15 protein-coding genes are annotated in these 15,176 nt (G+C 54.6%); 12 read left to right on the top strand and 3 right to left on the bottom strand.

The genetic code is table 11. From position 1 onward, the window contains the following. Window positions 1–18: 18 nt before the first annotated feature. The 3 genes from PSJE_RS08050 to PSJE_RS08040 all read right to left on the bottom strand — a co-directional run bounded on the left by PSJE_RS08050 (window position 19) and on the right by PSJE_RS08040 (window position 2,976). Window positions 19–762: an alpha/beta hydrolase gene (locus PSJE_RS08050; protein WP_169721038.1), complete on the bottom strand. Its 744-nt coding sequence runs from the start codon at window positions 760–762 to the stop codon at window positions 19–21. A 203-nt stretch (window positions 763–965) separates the two neighbouring features. Continuing rightward, window positions 966–1,922, bottom strand: coding sequence for a PDR/VanB family oxidoreductase (locus PSJE_RS08045; protein WP_090454368.1), 957 nt, complete (start codon window positions 1,920–1,922; stop codon window positions 966–968). A gap of 1 nt (window position 1,923) precedes the next feature. Beyond that, the gene (locus PSJE_RS08040; protein ID WP_090454366.1) at window positions 1,924–2,976 is read right to left on the bottom strand and encodes an aromatic ring-hydroxylating dioxygenase subunit alpha; all 1,053 of its coding nucleotides are present in this window, start codon (window positions 2,974–2,976) and stop codon (window positions 1,924–1,926) included. A 104-nt stretch (window positions 2,977–3,080) separates the two neighbouring features. Between PSJE_RS08040 and PSJE_RS08035 the strand changes: the two genes are divergently transcribed. The 12 genes from PSJE_RS08035 (at window position 3,081) to PSJE_RS07980 (ending at window position 14,570) form a co-directional block, all read left to right on the top strand. Further along, a complete protein-coding gene (locus PSJE_RS08035; RefSeq protein ID WP_090457806.1) occupies window positions 3,081–3,995 on the top strand; it encodes a LysR family transcriptional regulator in 915 nt (304 codons plus the stop codon). Window positions 3,996–4,649: 654 nt separating this feature from the next. Further along, window positions 4,650–5,399: a hypothetical protein gene (locus PSJE_RS08030; RefSeq protein ID WP_090454364.1), complete on the top strand. Its 750-nt coding sequence runs from the start codon at window positions 4,650–4,652 to the stop codon at window positions 5,397–5,399. Window positions 5,400–5,697: 298 nt separating this feature from the next. Next, window positions 5,698–5,925 carry an AlpA family phage regulatory protein gene (locus PSJE_RS08025; protein WP_090454362.1) on the top strand — a complete coding sequence of 76 codons (228 nt, stop codon included), beginning with the start codon at window positions 5,698–5,700 and terminating at the stop codon, window positions 5,923–5,925. Window positions 5,926–5,929: 4 nt separating this feature from the next. Further along, window positions 5,930–6,772 (top strand): ParA family protein, encoded by an 843-nt coding sequence (locus tag PSJE_RS08020; RefSeq protein WP_090454360.1) that lies wholly within the window; start codon window positions 5,930–5,932, stop codon window positions 6,770–6,772. Window positions 6,773–6,854: 82 nt separating this feature from the next. After that, on the top strand, window positions 6,855–7,064 hold the full coding sequence (locus tag PSJE_RS32020; RefSeq protein WP_090454358.1) for a hypothetical protein: 210 nt from the start codon (window positions 6,855–6,857) through the stop codon (window positions 7,062–7,064). 14 nt (window positions 7,065–7,078) lie between these two features. Continuing rightward, window positions 7,079–8,665 carry a ParB family protein gene (locus PSJE_RS08010; RefSeq protein WP_090454357.1) on the top strand — a complete coding sequence of 529 codons (1,587 nt, stop codon included), beginning with the start codon at window positions 7,079–7,081 and terminating at the stop codon, window positions 8,663–8,665. Next, a complete protein-coding gene (locus PSJE_RS08005) occupies window positions 8,662–9,210 on the top strand; it encodes a DUF2857 domain-containing protein (protein ID WP_069551380.1) in 549 nt (182 codons plus the stop codon). The genes PSJE_RS08010 and PSJE_RS08005 overlap by 4 nt, the downstream gene beginning before the upstream one ends. Next, a complete protein-coding gene (locus tag PSJE_RS08000) occupies window positions 9,207–10,397 on the top strand; it encodes an STY4528 family pathogenicity island replication protein (protein WP_093999523.1) in 1,191 nt (396 codons plus the stop codon). Before PSJE_RS08005 ends, PSJE_RS08000 begins: the two co-directional genes overlap by 4 nt. Window positions 10,398–10,639: 242 nt before the next feature. Further along, on the top strand, window positions 10,640–11,395 hold the full coding sequence (locus PSJE_RS07995; protein ID WP_090454356.1) for a PFL_4669 family integrating conjugative element protein: 756 nt from the start codon (window positions 10,640–10,642) through the stop codon (window positions 11,393–11,395). Continuing rightward, entirely contained in the window at window positions 11,392–11,910 is a 519-nt protein-coding gene (locus PSJE_RS07990) for a DUF3158 family protein (RefSeq protein WP_090454354.1), read from the top strand. Before PSJE_RS07995 ends, PSJE_RS07990 begins: the two co-directional genes overlap by 4 nt. Continuing rightward, a complete protein-coding gene (locus PSJE_RS07985) occupies window positions 11,907–12,377 on the top strand; it encodes a single-stranded DNA-binding protein (RefSeq protein ID WP_090454352.1) in 471 nt (156 codons plus the stop codon). The genes PSJE_RS07990 and PSJE_RS07985 overlap by 4 nt, the downstream gene beginning before the upstream one ends. Before the next feature lie 225 nt (window positions 12,378–12,602). After that, complete coding sequence (locus tag PSJE_RS07980) at window positions 12,603–14,570, top strand: DNA topoisomerase III (RefSeq protein WP_090454350.1); 1,968 nt, start codon at window positions 12,603–12,605, stop codon at window positions 14,568–14,570. Window positions 14,571–15,176 lie beyond the last annotated feature (606 nt).

The raw sequence follows: 15,176 nt of genomic DNA, 5'->3' as shown, positions 1-15,176 counted from the left end.
TCCGGTAGCTCAAAGCAATCACCTGCAACGAGAGTCAACCGCCAACGCCCCTTGCCGTACCAGCACCCCGTTTATGAAATTGACGGCAGCGGCGAGCGCCTCACGCCCCTCGGAGAGCACCGGCGCATATGCCTGCCAGACATGAAACATACCGGGCCATACCTCCAGCCTGGTGTCCACGCCCGCTGATCCTGCGTTTCTCGCCAGACGTACTGCATCATCAAGTAGGATTTCACACTCCCCCACTTGAATCATCATTGGCGGTAACCCCTGCAGGTCAGCCTCCAAGATAGCAGTCTCGACTTGATCTACCAGGTAGGCGTCAGCACTGGCTTGCAACTTCTGAGGTGTAAGAAAGCAGTCCACTGCAATCTTGGTATGGATGCTTTCTCCGGTAAGAGCCAGATCCAGCCAAGGAGAAAACAGCACCACGCAACCTGGCAATTCCATTCCCATGGTCCTGGCGTGAATCAGGGCGGCCATGATCAAATGGCCTCCCGCCGAATCCCCCACCAATGCAATATCGTTTGCTCCTTCACATTTAGCGAGTAACGCCGCATACGCAGTCAGAACATCTTGCTGTGCAGCAGGGTATGCATGTTCAGGTGTCAGTCGATAATCAACCACGTAAGCCGTGGAAGATGTACCGGCAGCAAGCGTGCCGGCGATTCCCTCAAAACCTTCAGCGCTGCCCACCATGAAACCACCACCGTGGACATAGAGCAAAGAGCGCTGGGAATCCACACAGGTTAACTTCCGCACAGGAACTCCACCGAGTGTCGACGCCGTGGAGCTGCAATCAGGCGGAGGCGAAAAACGCTTGCACAAGTGGTCAAAACCTATGCGAGCCTGCTGCAGCGATCCGGGTGGATTTTCTCGTCGAGAGAGCAGCTCATTACGAATAGCATTCAGTTCACAACTACTCATTCTTGCCTACTCAATCAAAGAGTGACGTGGAGTGTCAGTCAGATATCAAGCACCAGTCTTGATGACTTGGCACGTGAAACACACTGCAGAATGACCGCATTGGAAGCACGCTCCTCTTCGCTGAGGACATAGTCCCTATGATCAACTTCACCCGCTAGCACCCGGCACTCACAGGTACGGCAAAGACCCTCCCGGCAGGAATAAGGCACCATTATCCCCACCTCTTCGAGTGCATCTAGAAGGCTGGTATCAGCTGGCACGGTTAACTCCATGCCACTGCGAGCAAATTCCACTACGAAGCTTTTGTTCTGTTCCTTCTCAGGTGCATCCGACTCAGGTGCACTAAACAACTCGAAATGCACCTGGCCGGAAGGCAGGTAAGCCTGTGCGGCATCCCGTACCGCATTCATGAGCGGTGACGGCCCACAGCAATAGAGGTGGTCCGTTGCCTTTGCTTGTCGAGTAAACGCCTGCAGATCGGGACGACCAACCATTTCGTCATCCGAGTGAAATACTAATTTTCCGCCACGAGGAAGATGCTCGATGTAAGCAGCCCGGGACCGGGATCGGACGCAATAGAGAAGTTGCCATGGTTTGTCATTCGCATCGCACCAACGAATCATGCTAAGAATCGGCGTAATGCCGATACCGCCGGCGATGAAAAAATAGGTGCTTGCGTCGTGTGCCAGCGGGAAGTTATTGCGAACCGCGCTAATTTCGAGCAGGTCGCCAACTCGCAGATGTGCATGAATGAACGCTGAGCCACCCCGTGACGGCTCAGACAATCCGACCCCAATTGAGTAGCTTCCGTCCGAAGGATCGTACCGGTGAACGGAGTATTGCCTGATCAGACCATTTGGCAGGCGAATATCAATGTGCGAGCCCGCGTCGGCCACAGGAAGAGGTTGACCGTCCAAGGCCAGCAAGCAGATATCCATAATGGCGTCAGCAGCTTTCACTATCGCCATCACTCGAACGCGGTTCCAGTCGCTCATCTCAGACCTCCTGGATCTTGACGGGATTGCTTATCGCCTGCTCAGCCTTATAAGCATTCGCCACCAGCCATCTAAAATACGAAAGAGCAGCATCAGCTCCGATCGGAATCATTTTGAAATCGGAAGTCAACTTCAACATGCGATCTTGCGCATGAATCATATCGCTGTCCTCCTGGAACGCTGTGACGACCTGGTTGTGGATTGCCAGCGTCACCTCGGGGTCATCAATGGCGAAATTATGAGGCTGCGAAAAGAAGTAGTGCGTGGACTCGTCCGTCTCCGGGGTCAGCGCCTGAGTGCTGCGGAACTCTGCAGCATTGACTCGATTTCCCGCCTTGGCATTGTGGCCACTGGGCTGCATTCCCGAATCCATCAGGAAGATGCTCGGCAGCACGAAATCGTAGATATTCCAACGATCAACGGCCCCCGGATAATTTTTGATTTTCTGCACGAACGGTGCAGGTTTAATACCTTCACCCCAACGCGTTACTCGTACGCCGTTCTCCAGCTTTTCGACCTGAGGTATACAAGCCGCATAGGCCTCATCACCGCCCAGCGTGTTCGGATGAACGTAGGGCAAATGTGCGAGATCAAGCAGGTTGTCAGCGATCAGCAGGTAGTTGGTGGTGTAATAGGTGTAACCCTCCAGGCTTCGCCACTCGGGGTCATCCAGCCAATGTGTATCAGGGATCTGGGACGGATCCGCCAGGCTGGCATCACCCACCCAGATCCAGATCCACTTATGCTTCTCCACGACTGGGAATGTGCGCACCTTAGCCTGCGGAGGAATGCGCTCTTGTCCGGGTATTTCGACGCAGCGACCCGTCGTATCAAATAGAAGACCATGGTACATACACCGAAGCTGATCGCCTTCCAAGCGTCCTTTCGATAGTGGAGCACCTCGATGACAGCAACGGTCCTCGAAAGCCACAACTTTTCCGGAGCTTTCACGCCATAGCGCCACTGGCACATTAAGAATCGTTCTTGCGAGAAGCTCGTCGACCGGAATTTCACTCGACCAAGCAGCTACATACCAAGCGTTGCGAAGAAGCATGACCTCGACCTCATTTCTTATTTTTGTTTTTGAAACTTTCCTTGCTGACCCCCATGCTAGAGGCGGATCATGTATGCGCATAGATCATGGAGCTAATACAGAACATGCATACCATTCATGGTAAGAAATTTGATTTAAATCTGCTGCTCGCATTCGACGCGCTTCTGCGAGAACGCAATGTATCTCGAGCAGCAGAGCATCTTGGCTTGACGCAGAGCGCCATGAGCCACGCACTGCGACGTCTACGGGAGTTCTATGAAGACCCCCTCTTCGTCCGTATTGGCGATGCAATGAAACCGACGCCGTTCGCAGAGGAAATGGGGGATTCAGTTCTGGAGATCGTTTCTGCCGTACAACACAAGCTGTTGGCACAGGCCAGTTTCGATCCTATGACGTCCACCAGGGTCTTCAGCCTATGTATGACGGATATGGGAGAGTTGGTCTTTTTGCCAAGGCTGATTGCAGAACTTCAAAAAGTGGCCCCTCATTGCCGAATTCGAACGTCTCAACTGCCCAGCGAGCATATTGTGAATTCACTGGAGAGAGGTGATACAGACTTGGCTATAGGGTCCCACTACATCCAGAACCCTAACCTTTTTCAACAAGAGCTGTTCGTGCACTCTTTTTGCACTATTATCAGCCGCGCCTATCCGGCCGACGAACTGAGCCTTGAAGAATTTTTGGGCATGAAACATGTTTCCGTTGTGCTGTCAGACAGCAGCAGCCGCTACGACCAATTCATCGATGAGCTGGGTCATCGAAGAGAAATTTACCTTACGACTCCACATTTCATAACAGTCCCGATGATACTGGAGAAAAACCCGAGCTTAATTGCGACCGTGCCCAGTGAGCTGGGGCAAACTTTTCTACGCTACAACGCGATCAAAGTGATAAAAACGCCGATCAATTCCCCCAGCTTACACCTGCGACAGTATTGGCACCCGCGCTATCATCATGACCCCGGAAATATATGGCTCCGCCAGTTGGTTAAGCATCTTTTCGACCAATATATGAGCTAAGGCTCATAATTTTTTTGAACTATTAACTGTAACACTTGGTTGTCGACAAGCTGACATTAATTAATCATTGCAACACGAAGGCTTTACCTCCGCCACCCAAATCGCTCACTACAGGGCACATGTTTCGGAGCACTCAAACTGCCTTAATGCAACTCGATCTTGTCGCGAATCTGGGTAAACGTTAGTGGAATTTTATCATCGGCGATGCCACCCACCATCTGCGTCCACCAAAAATATCAGGCTGTAGCATGGAAGCATGAATGTAAGCAAGCAGTACGCTTAGGGTCAAACCTTTACCATGAGCATCGTGCATATTTTGTATTTGTCACATGATATTGGCACGTAGACAATCATGCTCTATTGTATTTTTTCAATACATTATTTTCGCAGATTTATACTCCATGCACAAATCCGCTCCATACATCACCACGAATCTCAGAAAGCTGTTGCCAACGGTGTGAGATTACAAAACATGCTTACCAGGCAACCATCGCAGCGATCTTAACCCTTTGAACCCCGAAATTGACCACTATGCACAAAAACTAATTAATGATCCAAAAAAATCATGAAAGTCGCCAGTTAGGCACCTTGGCCATCCACATTACAACTAGACACGACTTCGGCGACTTCCCTTAAAGACAGGAGGTCATATACGTGCCTAGCCCAAATAACTTTGAATCCACACCAAAAGTTTTTTATCGCCCCATTGATGTAGCGATCCGATGGTGCAATTTGATGGCATACGAAACAACCATTCTTAGCGCGACTTCATTTTCTCCCCCGACGCTCGCTAAGCTATTCCCACAGTGGCCTTGCCTGCACGAAACAATCGAAATAATCCGCGACGCCATTGTTAATCATGAACTCCCTTATGGAGTTTTAGGAATAACAGTTGCGCCCGGAACGCCTACCGACTGCAACCTAACGACTATACGACACACCGACCTTAAATCGTGGATGACCCATCATTATCCTGAACAACGCCCAGCTTTCTTATTTGGACCTTCCAAATCGGACGAAAAAACAATGAGCATTGGCACCTACTTAACACTTCGCGCAGATAAAGACGCACTTGAGATAGAGTTAAAAAATACTAAAAACACAATTCAAATAATGATGGACGACATCAGAAATTTAAAATCAGAGAGAGAAAATTTGAATACACTTATCGACTTAAACAGCCCAATCAACGAGCAAAACAAAGGCAGTCTTCTGATTATTATTGGTGCATTAATCGAAACGATTCTTGGCTCCACTCAATCAGGAAGAAGGCACTCCATTTTTGACAGTCAAGCAGCAATTGTCGATTCAATAACAGCTCATTATCATGGAGTACAGGGCCTGAGCAAACGAACATTGGATGCAAAATTCGCTGCCGCAAGACGTAGCCTTCCTAAATCCTGAATGCATTTACAATGCTTATATAATTTGTAACACCCAAAGGAACAGCCGATCATACCCAAACCAAAAGAAAATAGTTTGCAGTTCGACTGAGCAGGCCCAGATCTGCTTCGACAATGATATAGGATCTCGAGTGGCGAGTAGCCGTAGGGTTGAGCGGAGTAAATTGAGTACCTATCTTGCAATCTACGGCATTGCATTGCAATACCCTAGATTGCAATGCAATGACTCTCCACCTACTTCTGTTATTCAATTCAGGTCACCTCCCACCACGCGCCAATAGGCGCCAGGAATGACCATCATGTCCAGTCAATCCTCACCAATTGCTGAAACCGCTCAACAACAAATAGAACGTCACATCATGCGTCGTGACGAGGTGGAGCGTAAAACCGGCTTCAAGCGTGCACACATCTACAACTTGATGAAGGAAGGTAAATTCCCCCAAGCCAAACGCATTGGACTGCGCGCCGTTGGCTGGGACTCGCTGGAGATCGAACGGTGGGTCGTTGAACGCTTGGGTCAGGCCTGATGTTATGCGTGTGGTATCGGTGATTTCCACCAAGGGTGGCGTGGGCAAAACAACAGTGGCCGCCAATCTTGGAGGTCTTCTAGCAGATGCTGGTCTGCGAGTCCTGCTGCTGGACTTGGATAGCCAACCGACACTCTCCAGCTATTACGCATTGAGCCACGAGGCTATCGCCGGTGCGTACGAGTTCATTGCGCTCAATCTGACAGATCCTGCGCAGATAATTTCCACAACTACGATCGTTGGTCTTGACCTGATACTTTCCAACGATGATCAAGGCCGACTGAGCACCTTGCTACTGCATGCTCCAGATGGGCGACTGCGTCTGCGTAATCTTTTGGATGCTTTTCGCCCCAATTACGACCTACTTTTGATCGACACCCAAGGCGCACGCAGCGTGCTGTTGGAGATGGCCATCCTGGCCTCCGATTTCGCCCTATCTCCCATAACGCCAGAAATGCTCGCTGCCCGCGAACTGCGCCGTGGCACTTTAAAGCTGCTCAGCGAACTAGAACCATTCCGCCACCTGGGCATTCCACCTCCACCCTTGCGGCTGCTACTCAATCAGGTGAACGCGATTCAGGTGGACACCCGAATGATCATCCGTGGCCTGCGCGAGACCTTCGTTGGGGCTACCGACATCTCGGTTCTAGATACCGTCGTTCCAGACCGAGTGGCTTATCTCAATGCCGCCTCCCTCGGCCTACCGGTCCACCGAATCGAAACGCGCCGGTCACCTAAGCAACGCTCGCCATCGGCGCTGGAAACCATGCAAGCGCTGGCCATCGAGTTGTTTCCGGAATGGCCCGAAGCGATCTCTACGGTGAGCAGATGCGCAGAGGTTCGATGAGACGAATCGCCCAGCCGGCATTTCTCGCCAAGTCATTTTTTATCGACCTTAATGCCAACAGCGTTTGGCCAGGAGAATTCTGATGTTGAATCAACGTCCCATCATCGCTCAACCATCTATTCGACCACACCACCCACCTTGCGAGGAGTACTGCACTGTGGTCCTTCGCCTGCAGGGTGGACGCTCGGCCATGGGTTGGCTCCTCGCAGAACTGTCCCACCATTTCGAAGGTTCGGGGACCGCCGAGATCGTCAAGTTCGAGGTCGGTGACCATTTGCGCAGCCGGCGTTAATTGAGGATGTTCTGATGAAGAAGCTCAGTCAGGAGGAGATCTCCGACAAGCTACACCAGGACCACTTCCCTCGGGGTCCAGAACTGGAGCGGCTGTCCGATCCAGTGATCGACACACCTATGCTGGTTACCCTGGAGCAGTTGCGACCCTACGAACACAACCCACGTTTCATCCGTAATCCGCTTTACGACGATATCAAGGCCTCAATCCGTGAACGCGGGCTGGATCAACCGCCGCCGATTACCCGCCGCCCGGGCGAAACCTATTTCATCATCCGCAATGGCGGTAATACCCGCTTGGCGATTCTCGGCGAGTTGTGGCAAGAAACCCGTGACGAGCGCTTCTTTCGCATTCATTGCCTGTTCCGACCTTGGAGCAATGAACTCAGCGCCCTGCTCGGCCATCTGGCCGAAAGCGATCTGCACGGCCAACTCACCTTCATCGAACGTGCTCTGGCGGTAGCCAAACTCAAAACCATGCTCGAACCAGATGGAGCTGTGCTCTCGCAACGTGAGCTGGCACGCCGTCTTGCCGCCGGAGGCTATCCGATTTCGCAGTCGCACATCAGCCGGATGCTGGACACCCTTGAACACTTACTGCCCGCCATTCCACAAACCCTGTATGCCGGTTTGGGCAAGCCCCAGATCGAACGCCTGATCGCTCTGCGTAGCCAGGCTGAACGAACCTGGAACCGCTACCCAACCGCCACCGTTGCGTTCGCCGAGTTTTGGCTCGATACCCTGGGCTACTTCGATGCCGATCCAGAATCCTTCGATCTTGAGCAGATCCAGGATGAACTGCTCGAACGCATGAGCCGCTTACTCGGACAGTCCTACCGCATGTTGGCCCTGGAACTGAGCGATACTCAACGGGTCATCTCGACGCCTAGCGTTGTCGTCACCACGCCCTCAGAGAACAGCCATCTGCCGAGCGTTGATGAAGCCGCGGTAGGACCTCCCTCCTCCGAGTCCCAACCCCAATCAACCGAGACCAGGACCCAGACCGAAACAGCGCGAAAGGAACTGCTTACACCGCCTGAAACCAATGTCGTTTCAGCGGTCAGCCCTCCGTCCCGCGTTCATCAGATTCGCAAACAGATCGAGCGCGAAACTGCCACCGAAGCAGCACCGACGGACGACGGCTGCACGATCGACGACATCTGGATCATCGCACCCACACTGGATAACCCCGAACAACTGCGTTTAGCCATTGCCGGACTGGCGCGGGAAATGGCGACCTATGCCGGACATCCCGAGAGCATCATCGATCAGCAGCTTGGCTTGGGTTTCACTCTGAACATCGAGCGACTTGATCTTGCCGCGCCTCGCGCGACCGGCGTTCACCTAATGCTCCTGGCCCTGTTGCGCGCTCAAGACGACGTGAACTGGGAGGATCGCAAGCAACTGCCCTCAGCCCTGTTCGGCCAACTGTTGTTGGGCATCTATCAACTCCCCCTGACAGATAGTCCCGCTGTGGAAGTGGGACTGGAGCGACTGCCCGACAGCCTGTTAATCAAACTGTATCGCCTGATCCGTCTGGCCCGTCGCCTGATCGACTTAAAACTTGCCCCTGAAGACGACTCACCGAAGGAGCTGCTATGAGCCTGTCCTTCAATGTGCTCAACCAGGCCATGCTGACCCAGGTGCTGCATGAACTGCGCCTGGGTAATCTGCAACGCTGCAAGGCACTCGGACTGGGTGAGGATGATATCTATCTGTTGCAATCCTTACCGCCCACCACGCTGTCGCGCCTGGCCCATGCCACTGTACCCTGGGTTGAGGTCAAGATTGACTCGCCGGTGCTGCATCGGTTGATCGAGCAAGCCGAACGCGACGAGCAGAACGAACGGTTGATCAACCGAGCGCTCAAGTTAGGTGCCAGCAGCACCATCATGTATCAGTGCTTCGGCTTGGCGCATTCGGAAACCGCCTTGCGTCGACGTCTGCTCAAGATAGAAACTCGTAAGGGCCGTCCTCAGCATTTGAGCGAAGCGCAGGAACATGCGCTCTGGCAGCGATGGTGCCAGCTACGCGCTCAGGACGGTACCGAGGATCAGCTCGATGCCATGATGATGCTGGCGGAGGAGCAACAGATTAGCTTGACCATCGTTTGGCAGCAGATCGACCAGTACAGCAACGGAACATGAACACAGCCCCTTCCAGTCGCTGGCAGCGTGTCCTGCAGCAATGCATCCAGCAGTTGAGTGAACGCTGGCCCGCACGCCCTACCACCGAACAACCGTCCAACCAGGCTCTGCAGGCTGGTTTTCTGTTCAGTGGCCAATCACACGAAGTCGTGCCGCGTCGGCTGCTGTTGGATAATCGGCTGACTCCATTGGAACGCAATGCCTGGCAGGTGTTTCGACTCATGCTGCAAGGTCAGGGCGTGGTCACACCACGCTATGAGGATTTGCAGCCTTACCTGTCGAGCGTGCCCTACGGCGCGTCAGCCTCCCGTGAAACCATTGCTCGTGTCTTGACGATGCTTAGACTGACGCGCTGGCTCAGCTTGGTGAATCGCGGACGCGATCAGCTCAGCGGACGTCTTCAAGGTTCTCTGTACGTCCTGCACGATGAGCCGTTAACCCCCGCCGAAGCCATGGAACTGGATCAGGATTACCTGGAGCTAGTCGGACATGCCCTCGGTCATGCGGCGAAGGCTGTGCGCATTGTCGCTCAGCACATTGTGGAGGAAGTCCGCCAGGACACGAATATTGATCGGGATCGGTTACCGACGCGGCTCGACAGCTGGGGCGAACACTGGACGCTGCAAGGATTGGATCAGGTATCCGATGACGCGTTACACGATTCCGAACTGGGGGAAGATCACCTAGCTCGGTATCGTGCAGGCCCTAGTTCGGATTCCGAATCGGGCTTGAATTCCAATGTTTCCGGCACAGTTCGGAATCCGAACGCCGCCTGTACTGTATTAAAAGCAAGTACTTGTACTGTACCGCGCGAGACCCTGGCGGTGGATAACCTGCACTGGCCCGATCAGCTGCACCTGAGTCCAAGCGAGCGTCAGGCCGTCGCCGTAGCGCTGAACAAGCTCAAGCCCGCGGATCGTCAGGCAGTGCTCAACGAGGCGGGGGCACGCTGTACGTCAGGAGGTATCCGCAAGCCAGCGGCATATCTGATGGGCCTAATCCAGCGCGCGCTGAAAGGCGACTTTCGTCCTTGGGCAGGTCAGACAGCCCCCCCACCCGTTGCAGCCCCCCCCCCAACGGCAGCCTCACGCCCAATCCGAAAAAAGGGCGAACCCGCATCCGCCCTCGCCCAAGCGTGCCTGAATGAGCTACGCCAACTGAGTGGCAAACGCCCTGGACGTCAGTAGATTTGATGCCAGTGGCATCAAATCTACTGACCTCTAATGGGAGTTCGCAAAGGATCGAATCTGCGCAGTCTGACCGGTACGGCCTTCGCCACCCATGGAAAAGATGCCATCGGTGTCACTCGCGAACGTCTACGAAATTAACCGTCTCAAACCAAACCGAATAGACCGCATTCAGCTTTTTGGCTGCCCTTGACCCTTATCTGTCGCAACGTTCCCGTCCAAGCTTATGCGAGGACAACACCGTGGCCGATCACTATCAACTCAACCTGGGATCATTGCGCAGCAGCATCACCCTAACTCTGCACACTCACCACGCCGCCCGTATCTGGCAAGGTCGAACCGCACGCGAAGGCGTCCACTCGATCATGGGCATGGCTGGCTACATCAGTGTCACCAACCTGATCAAACAAACCGCGGCCCAGGACGATCCCTATGCCGATTGGGCCATCGTGCAACTCGAAGAAAAACTGATGCAGGCCAAAGCCGGGATGCTGGAACTGACCCAACAGCTGGATCGGATCAGGCAGGACCTGCCGACACAGATCGACATGAGCGACAACCTCAACATCCACCCCGTCACCTTGCCGTTGTACATCGGCAGCCAGCTGGGTTTTCTGGCGGTCTACTTGCTGACCGACTACGACACCCTGGTGCGTCGTACCCTATTGGCCCATCACACAGCCCTGATTGGCCGCGTCGACATGGAAGCCTGGATCGACGACGGTGCCCATCTGCTGCGCAGCCTGTTCGGTCAGGCACAGCGCTATCGGCATGCAGGCGTCACGCGTGATGACATGGCGGCGAATAATGCCCATGCCAATGCGGCCATCGAGAAGTTGGGCTTGCCCCCGATAGACATCCTTGAGGGTCATCGCCGCTCCCAGTTCGCGCCACCGATCATTCGTCGCGGCGCTGTGCCAGTGGATGACGCTGACGCGCTGGCCGAGGAAGCGGGAGAATCGTCTGCGAAAGTGGATGAGACAGAGGACGGAGTATGAATCCCCTGACTTCGGCTCAACAGATGCCCTTCGAAACGTTGACACAAGATGCCTATCGACAGCTCGAACACGCAGCCTCCCTAAAAGGCCTTTTAAAGCCCTTTAAGGGTAAGGGGGAGTTGGAGCACCTGGCGCAGATGGCGAGGGAAATCGAGGCGCAGTTATGTGACTTGATGGAGGCTGTTGTACAGCAAGCCGGACAGCCCCCTTACTCACTGCTGGATATCCGATTGGTGCTGCAGAACACCAGCGCTGGCAGCACCTTTTTGCGTTGGCGCACCCGTGACTTTGCCCGTATGGGGGTCTCGGTCTGGGAACGCCAGGTCTGCAACAAAGCCGTGCCGCAGGTCGTACGCGAGGGATTACGCCGTTTCGAATGCAATCGCATCGCACTGAACCTACAGATGAGTGTGGTGCATTCGCTCTACCGCCAGGCCACGACCTGCGCGATCAAAATGGACAGTGCCGAACGGCTGCTGCGCCAGTTCACAACCGCAGTGGAGATATCACGATGAGTACTTTTTTCGTCGGCGAAGGCAACATCGGCAGTGCACCAGAGTTCCAGGAATTCGCCTCAGGCAATGACGAGCCACGGCGTTTGCTACGGCTGAATGTGTACTTCGACAACCCCGTGCCACGCGATGGCAGCTATGAAGATCGAGGTGGCTATTGGGCACCGGTTGAGCTCTGGCACCGCGAGGCTGAACACTGGAGCACCCTGTACCAGAAAGGTATGCGTGTGCTGGTCGAAGGCCGCACCGTACGCGATGAGTGGGAGGACAGCGAAGACAATGCGCGGGTGACCTTCAAGATTGAGGCCCGTCGAGTCGGCATTCTGCCTCACCGGGTGCACAGCGTGGTTATGCGGGAACGATCCAGTGAACCCGCGGCATCTGCGACACACGTCGGGAAAAGTACAGAACAGGCCAGTTCACCAGCGTCGAAACCCAGAAAGCGCAGTGGGCAGCCGCCTGCGGACTGACAGACTTCAGGCATAAAAATTGCGCCTTTGCGCGAAGTTGCTGGCGTGTTTCTACACGCTGCTCGTGAAGATCCACACTGCCGTCCAACCGCAACGGGTTAGCAGCCTCGGCCCATTCAAGCCTGCCCTCACCTTCTAATATGAGGAACCTGCAATTCAGGTTTCTCATATCTCGCAACTGCTGTTTCCAACAACGCTGCTCCGAACTCAATCCGGAGCAGTTCTATGCGCCTCTTCCTCTGCGAAAAACCTTCCCAGGGTCGGGACATCGCCAAGGTACTCGGGGCCACTCGGCGTGGTGATGGTTGCCTGATCGGCACAGAGACAACCGTCACCTGGTGTATCGGCCACCTGCTGGAGACAGCATCGCCTGAAGCCTATGGCGAGCAATTCAAGAGTTGGTCGTTGGATCATCTACCGATCATCCCCGCGCAGTGGATGGTCGAGGTCAAACCCAAGACTGCGGCACAGTTCAAAGTCATCAAGCGCCTGCTCAGTGAAGCCTCTGCTGTCGTCATCGCGACCGACGCCGATCGAGAAGGTGAAATGATTGCCCGCGAGCTACTAGAACTCTGCAAGTATCGAGGTCCCGTTCAACGTCTTTGGTTGTCCGCACTCAACGAGGCGTCGATTCGCAACGCACTTTCCTCACTAAAGTCTGGTCAGGAGACCTTCCTGCTTTACCACTCAGCCCTCGCCCGCAGCCGAGCCGACTGGCTGATCGGCATGAACCTGAGTCGTTTGTTTACCCTTCTTGGTCGGCGGGCGGGCTACGACGGTGTATTGTCGGTTGGACGCGTCCAGACACCCACTTTACGTCTGGTAGTCGATCGGGATCGTGCGATTGCCAGTTTCGTCTCGGTGCCCTACTGGGAAGTGGAGGTGCACCTGTCCTCAATGGGGCAACCATTCATCGCGTCGTGGTTACCACCCAGTTCAGGGCAGGACGAGGCAGGTCGTTGCCTGCAACAAGCGCTGGCCATTCAGGCGATCCAAGAGATTTCTAGCGGTAAGACCGCCACAGTACTCTCGCTGCAGACTGAGCGTTTCCGAGAACCTCCGCCCCTGCCCTTCGACCTGAGCACACTGCAAGAAGTCTGCTCGCGCAAGCTGGGACTCGGCGTTCAGGAAACCCTGAACATCGCCCAAGCCCTGTATGAAACCCACAAAGCCACCACCTACCCACGCAGCGATTGCCGTTATTTGCCAGAGAGTATGTTCAATGAGGTACCCGCGGTATTCGATGCCCTGCTCAAAACGGATCCGGCGCTGCAGCCCACATTCGGAAGACTCGATCGATCACTGCACTCCCGCGTGTGGAACGATGCCAAGGTCACCGCGCACCACGGCATCATCCCCACCACCGAGCCGGCGAACCTGGCGCGGATGTCCGAACAAGAACGTCAAGTCTACGAACTGATTCGTAGCCACTACCTCGCGCAATTTCTTCCGCATCATGAGTTTGATCGAACTCAGGTCGAACTGGAGTGCGGCGGAGAGCGTTTGACTACTGTTGGCAAACAGATCCTGATCCAGGGCTGGAAAGGCTTGCTCTACGAAAACACCGAGGAAGATGAGCCCAGTCAAAAGTCCCAAGTCTTACACGTCCTGCAACAGGGTACTCAGTGCGCAGTGAACGACGTCGAACTCAAATCCATGCGCACTGCCGCTCCCAAACCTCTCACCGAAGGCGATCTGATCAAGGCGATGAAAAACGTGGCCAAGCTGGTCAACGACCCACGCCTGAAACAGAAACTTCGGGACACCACCGGAATCGGTACCGAAGCCACGCGAGCCGGCATCATCAAGGGGTTGATTGATCACGGCTATTTGCTGAAGAAAAAACGCGCCTTAATGGCCTCCGCAGCGGCCCATACTCTGATCGAGGCGGTACCCGCTGCTGTCGCGGATCCGGGTATGACCGCGATCTGGGAACAGGCTCTGGACGAAATCGAAGCGGGACGACTGACCCTGGATGCGTTCGTCGCCAAGCAGGCGAACTGGATTGCACAATTGGTCGAACACTGTGGCGCACTCACCTTGGCGGTACCGGTCGAAGCCGGCCCGACCTGCCCCATTTGCAACGTCTCAATGCGCAGGCGAAAGGGGAAATCAGGGCCGTTCTGGTCATGCTCCCACTACCCCGACTGTAAGGGAACAGTGCCGATCAGAAAAGATACGCGTCGCTCATGACGCTTCACTGGAGATCGGCATGAGTATGGGGGTGATCAGTGCATCATCAACGGCGGCTGATCCCTCTCTAAGTCGATAAAGTGTTGTCCGATTTCACGGGTCAAGGCAAAGAAAGTGACCGCGCCTTTATCCTGGCAACCGTCGAACAATTGGCCGCTCATCTCGGCAGTAAGTAACCTCTTTCATCGTGCTCAATGTAGTGGCTTATGCGGGATCGCCCACTGGCTTGACGTGATCCCACCCTCTCTGCTGTAGTGCCTCAGGATCATCGCCAACGGCGACCCAAGACCGAATCGCTCCGGGCAGCTCGGTCGAACTCCTTGAGTTCGGAGCCTTCTCTTTCTGCGGAATTTCATTCCTGATTTGTGCTCGACCTGATCACTGTGGCGGATGACCACTGTTGCCTCTACCAGGCAATAGCGGTCATCCGCTTCAGCGATCGTATTCAGTTCCGGAGCCCACCGGGGAAACACTGGGCACCCTTTGTGCGCGGATGCGTGCCAGCATGTTCCGACCCGGGCCACGACAAGGGTCGGTTGGCGAAGCGTGACGCAGTGAATAAAGTTTTGCGAGGAGCTTGTCGACTGCGTACGACCGTCAAAGGTG

Origin of the sequence: Pseudomonas jessenii (genome assembly GCF_002236115.1) — a bacterium.
In the GTDB taxonomy this organism is placed as follows: domain Bacteria; phylum Pseudomonadota; class Gammaproteobacteria; order Pseudomonadales; family Pseudomonadaceae; genus Aquipseudomonas; species Aquipseudomonas jessenii.
Note: the sequence above shows the minus strand (reverse complement) of the source record. Positions and strands in the feature narration are given on the sequence as shown.

Bases quoted from the DNA above. Each gene is read 5' to 3' on its own strand.
- PSJE_RS08045 (WP_090454368.1), bottom strand. From the start codon at position 1,922: ATGAGCGACTGGAACCGCGTTCGAGTGATGGCGATAGTGAAAGCTGCT.
- PSJE_RS08040 (WP_090454366.1), bottom strand. From the start codon at position 2,976: ATGCTTCTTCGCAACGCTTGGTATGTAGCTGCTTGGTCGAGTGAAATT.
- PSJE_RS08035 (WP_090457806.1), top strand. From the start codon at position 3,081: ATGCATACCATTCATGGTAAGAAATTTGATTTAAATCTGCTGCTCGCA.
- PSJE_RS08025 (WP_090454362.1), top strand. From the start codon at position 5,698: ATGTCCAGTCAATCCTCACCAATTGCTGAAACCGCTCAACAACAAATA.
- PSJE_RS08020 (WP_090454360.1), top strand. From the start codon at position 5,930: ATGCGTGTGGTATCGGTGATTTCCACCAAGGGTGGCGTGGGCAAAACA.
- PSJE_RS32020 (WP_090454358.1), top strand. From the start codon at position 6,855: ATGTTGAATCAACGTCCCATCATCGCTCAACCATCTATTCGACCACAC.
- PSJE_RS08010 (WP_090454357.1), top strand. From the start codon at position 7,079: ATGAAGAAGCTCAGTCAGGAGGAGATCTCCGACAAGCTACACCAGGAC.
- PSJE_RS08005 (WP_069551380.1), top strand. From the start codon at position 8,662: ATGAGCCTGTCCTTCAATGTGCTCAACCAGGCCATGCTGACCCAGGTG.
- PSJE_RS08000 (WP_093999523.1), top strand. From the start codon at position 9,207: ATGAACACAGCCCCTTCCAGTCGCTGGCAGCGTGTCCTGCAGCAATGC.
- PSJE_RS07990 (WP_090454354.1), top strand. From the start codon at position 11,392: ATGAATCCCCTGACTTCGGCTCAACAGATGCCCTTCGAAACGTTGACA.
- PSJE_RS07985 (WP_090454352.1), top strand. From the start codon at position 11,907: ATGAGTACTTTTTTCGTCGGCGAAGGCAACATCGGCAGTGCACCAGAG.
- PSJE_RS07980 (WP_090454350.1), top strand. From the start codon at position 12,603: ATGCGCCTCTTCCTCTGCGAAAAACCTTCCCAGGGTCGGGACATCGCC.